The sequence below is a fragment of the Pseudomonas sp. NPDC089569 genome, from assembly GCF_050280625.1.
GTDB lineage: Bacteria > Pseudomonadota > Gammaproteobacteria > Pseudomonadales > Pseudomonadaceae > Aquipseudomonas.
The window spans coordinates 1-3,871 of record NZ_JBNNVQ010000201.1 but is presented as its reverse complement, the minus strand read 5'-3'; the positions used below and the strand labels follow the sequence as shown (position 1 = coordinate 3,871).

Below are 3,871 nucleotides of genomic sequence, written 5' to 3'. Positions count from 1 at the left end.
GAAGCTTCAGGTAGAAGTAGAACAGCACCAGCGTGATGACGATCAGCAATGCGGCGCCGGCGCTGGCCAGGCCCCAGTTGAGGAACGATTGCACCTGCTGAATGATGAACTCGGGCAGCATCATGTTCTGCGCACCGCCCAGCAGTGCCGGGGTGACGTAGTAACCCAGGGACATCACGAACACCATCAGCCCGCCGGAAAACAGCCCCGGCCGGCACAGTGGCAGGAACACCCGGAAGAAGTTGGTCCAGGGGCTGGCGCCGCAGATGGAACCGGCCTGCAGGATCATCGGGTCGATGGCCTGCATGGTCGCCTGCAGCGGCAGCACGATGAACGGGATCATGATGTAGCTCATGCCGATCACCACGCCGGTCAGGTTATGCACCATCTCCAGCGGTTGATCGATGATGCCCATGGCCATCAGCGCCTTGTTGATCACCCCGGAGGCTTGCAGCAGCACGAGCCAGGAGTAGGTCCGCGCCAGCAGGCTGGTCCACATCGACAGCAGCACGATGTTGAGAATCCAGCGACCCCAGCCGCGTGGCACCAGCGTGATCGCCCAGGCCAGCGGAAAGCCCAGCAACAGGCTGAACAAGGTCACAAGACCGGCCACCGAGAAGGTGTTGAGCAAGACCCGTGCATAGGCCGAGTTGGCGAACAGCTGTGCGTAGTTGCCCAGCCCCGGCGTCGGTTCCAGCACGCCGCGCAGCAGCAGGCCGATCAGCGGTGCCAGGAAAAACAGGCCGAGGAACAGCAGGGCAGGGACCAGGTTGCTCGATCCACGCCAGCGCTGTGCCAGCGTCGGGGCTTGCGTCATTGCAGCGGCCTTGATGGAAGCCTGGCCGGCAGCGCCAGAGGCGCTCCCGGTGGCAGTGGTTTGACGGGACGCGGTTGCCGTCATTTTCATTTGACCAGCCATTCGTTCCACCGTGTCGCGATGGCCGGACCGTTCTTGGCCCAGTACGCGAAATCAAGAGTGATTTGATCCTTTGCGTAGGCAGTCGGCAGGTTGGGCGCCAGCACCGAATCCAGGCGCGCCACGCTGTCGACGTTGACCGGGGCGTAGGCGGTCAGGTTGGAGAAGTCGGCCTGCCCCTTGGCGCTGCTGGCATTGGCCAGGAACTTCATCGCCGCGTCCTTGTTCTTCGAGCCTTTTGGAATGACCAGGATGTCGGCCATGACCAGGTTCTGTTTCCAGCTCACACCGACGGGGGCGCCGTCTTCCTGCAGGGCGTGTATGCGGCCGTTCCAGAATTGGCCCAGGCTGGCTTCACCCGAGGCCAGCAACTGTTGCGACTGGGCGCCGCCGCCCCACCAGACGATGTCTTTCTTGATGGTGTCGAGTTTCTTGAAGGCGCGATCCAGGTCCAGCGGGTAGAGCTTGTCCGCCGGGACGCCATCGGCCAGCAGTGCCAGCTCCAGCACGCCAGGGCTTGGCCATTTGTAGAGGGCGCGTTTGCCGGGGTAAGTCTTGGTGTCGAACAGGGCGGTCCAGTCCTGGGGTTTGCTGGCACCGAGCTTGCCTTCGTTGTAGCCGAGCACGAAGGAGAAGAAGAACGAACCGACGCCGTGATCGGAGACGAAACGCGGGTCGATCTTGTCGCGCTCGATGACTTTGAAGTCCAGCGGTTCGAGCAAACCTTCGGAAGCGGCGCGCAGGGCGAAGTCGGCTTCGACGTCGACCACGTCCCACTGCACGTTGCCGCTTTCGACCATGGCCTTGAGTTTGCCGTAGTCGGTGGGGCCGTCCTGAACCACGGTGATGCCGCTGGACTTGCTGAACGGGTCGGCCCAGGCCTGCTTCTGCGCATCCTGGGTGGTACCGCCCCAGCTGACGAAGTTGACGCTCTCGGCAGCCATCAACGCCTGGCTGGTCACACCAAGCAGACCCGCGAACAGCACTGCGGTTACACGTTTGTTCAACACCATTTTCACGCCCTCATTGTTGTGTTTATGAGCGGGGCTTTCATTGCCCGCCTATCGGGAGCAGTAGGTCCGTCCAGTCAGGGATGACTGCTCGGTCTATGGAATATCATATTATGGTATTCCAAACTTTGTGCAAGCATTTTGCCTTACCGGCTATCTGCCGAATTGGGTTTTTTTCGCTGAACCTCTAATCACCTGAACTCCACAATCCCTGTGGGAGCGGGCTTGCCCGCGATGACGGCGGCACATCCGGCATTTATGTCATAGATGTACCGCTATCGCGGGCAAGCCCGCTCCCACAGGTTTTGTGGTTTAACGGGATCATTGAGTGAATGGAATGCTCTCCACCACCTCCAGGTCATACCCGGTCAAGCCCGCGTACTTCAGTGGCGGGCCCAGGTGGCGCAGCTTGCCGACGCCCAGGTTCTGCAGGATCTGCGCGCCGGTGCCCACTTCCGAATAGATCCGCGACTGCGAACGGGTGAACTGCCGGGGCGGCTGGGTCAACTGCGGCACCCGCTCCAGCAGGGCCTGGGACGACTCATGGTTGGCCAGCACCACCACCACGCCGCGACCTTCTTCAGCCACGCGTTGCAATGCAGCCCACAATGTCCAGTTGGAGGGGCCGCTGTATTCGGCACCCACCAGATCGCGCAAGGGATCGATCACATGCACCCGCACCAGTGTCGCTTCCTCGCGGCGCAGTTCGCCCATGACCATTGCCATGTGGACACCGCCTTCGATGCGGTCTTCGAAAGTAATCAGACGAAAGGTGCCATGCACGGTAGGCAATTCCCGTTCGCCGATACGCACCACCGTGTGTTCGGTGCTCAGTCGATAGTGGATCAGGTCGGCGATGGTGCCGATCTTGATCCCGTGCTTGCGTGCGAACACTTCCAGGTCCGGACGCCGGGCCATGGTACCGTCGTCGTTCATGACCTCGACAATCACCGACGCCGGGGTGAAGCCGGCCAGGCGTGCCAGGTCGCAGCCGGCTTCGGTATGACCGGCGCGGGTCAGTACGCCGCCCTCCCTGGCGCGCAATGGAAAGATATGGCCCGGTTGCACGATATCGGCGGGGCCGGCGCCCTGGGCGACGGCGGCAGCCACGGTCCGTGCCCGGTCGGCGGCGGAAATGCCGGTGGTGACCCCGGTCGCCGCTTCGATGGACACGGTGAACGCGGTGCTGAACACGCTGCCGTTGCTCGGCACCATCTGCTCCAGGCCCAGGCGCTGGCAATGTTCGTCGGTCAGGGTCAGGCAGATCAGGCCACGTGCTTCGCGGGCCATGAAGCTGATGGCCTCGGGTGTGCAGCGGTCGGCGGCGAGCAGCAGGTCGCCTTCGTTTTCCCGGTCCTCGTCGTCCACCAGCAAGACCATTTTGCCGAGGCGATAATCTTCGATGATTTCTTCGATTGTGTTGAAGGCCATGATGGAGTCTCAAGTGTGCGGTAGGTTCATATTATGGTATACCATGATACAAAATAAACCGAGAGGTCACTATGAAGGCGTACTGGATAGCTCACGTGGACGTCACCGATCCCGATCAATACAGCCAATACACCCAGCGGGCACCGAAAGCGTTTGCCGAATATGGCGGACGTCTGCTGGCCCGTGGCGGACGGAGCGAAGCGCTGGAAGGGCGGGCGACGCCGCAACGCAGTGTGGTGATTGAATTCGACTCCTACGAGCAGGCGCTGGCGTGCTACCACTCGGCGGTTTATCAGGAGGCCAAAGGGCACCGCGAAGGCGTGGCGCGGGCCGAAGTGATCATTGTCGAAGGCGTTGCGCCGGTCTGACGATCACCGCATTTCCCTGTGGGAGCTGGCTTGCCAGCGATGGCGGCCTGTTAGCCGCCCCGCATTTTGCGGATGTACTCGGTCCACTGTAGGAGCCAGGCTTGCCGGCGAAGGCGTACCTGAGATCGCTTTCGCCGGCAAGCCTG

The 3,871-nt window shown here is 61.9% G+C and carries 4 protein-coding genes; 1 reads left to right on the top strand and 3 read right to left on the bottom strand.

The features are described from left to right. From ACQKP2_RS32085 to ribBA, 3 genes are all read right to left on the bottom strand, one after another. On the bottom strand, positions 1–907 hold a 907-nt coding region (locus ACQKP2_RS32085; RefSeq protein WP_427582280.1), incomplete at its 3' end, for an ABC transporter permease. Beyond that, on the bottom strand, positions 904–1,929 hold the full coding sequence (locus ACQKP2_RS32080) for an ABC transporter substrate-binding protein (protein WP_427582279.1): 1,026 nt from the start codon (positions 1,927–1,929) through the stop codon (positions 904–906). The genes ACQKP2_RS32085 and ACQKP2_RS32080, both read right to left, overlap by 4 nt. 318 nt (positions 1,930–2,247) lie before the next feature. Further along, on the bottom strand, positions 2,248–3,357 hold the full coding sequence (gene ribBA / locus ACQKP2_RS32075; protein WP_427582278.1) for a bifunctional 3,4-dihydroxy-2-butanone-4-phosphate synthase/GTP cyclohydrolase II: 1,110 nt from the start codon (positions 3,355–3,357) through the stop codon (positions 2,248–2,250). Between the two features lie 71 nt (positions 3,358–3,428). Between ribBA and ACQKP2_RS32070 the strand changes: the two genes are divergently transcribed. After that, positions 3,429–3,725 (top strand): DUF1330 domain-containing protein, encoded by a 297-nt coding sequence (locus tag ACQKP2_RS32070; RefSeq protein ID WP_427582277.1) that lies wholly within the window; start codon positions 3,429–3,431, stop codon positions 3,723–3,725. Positions 3,726–3,871 lie beyond the last annotated feature (146 nt).

Coding starts and splice junctions, on each gene's coding strand:
- ACQKP2_RS32080 (WP_427582279.1), bottom strand. CDS start 1,929: ATGGTGTTGAACAAACGTGTAACCGCAGTGCTGTTCGCGGGTCTGCTT.
- ribBA (WP_427582278.1), bottom strand. CDS start 3,357: ATGGCCTTCAACACAATCGAAGAAATCATCGAAGATTATCGCCTCGGC.
- ACQKP2_RS32070 (WP_427582277.1), top strand. CDS start 3,429: ATGAAGGCGTACTGGATAGCTCACGTGGACGTCACCGATCCCGATCAA.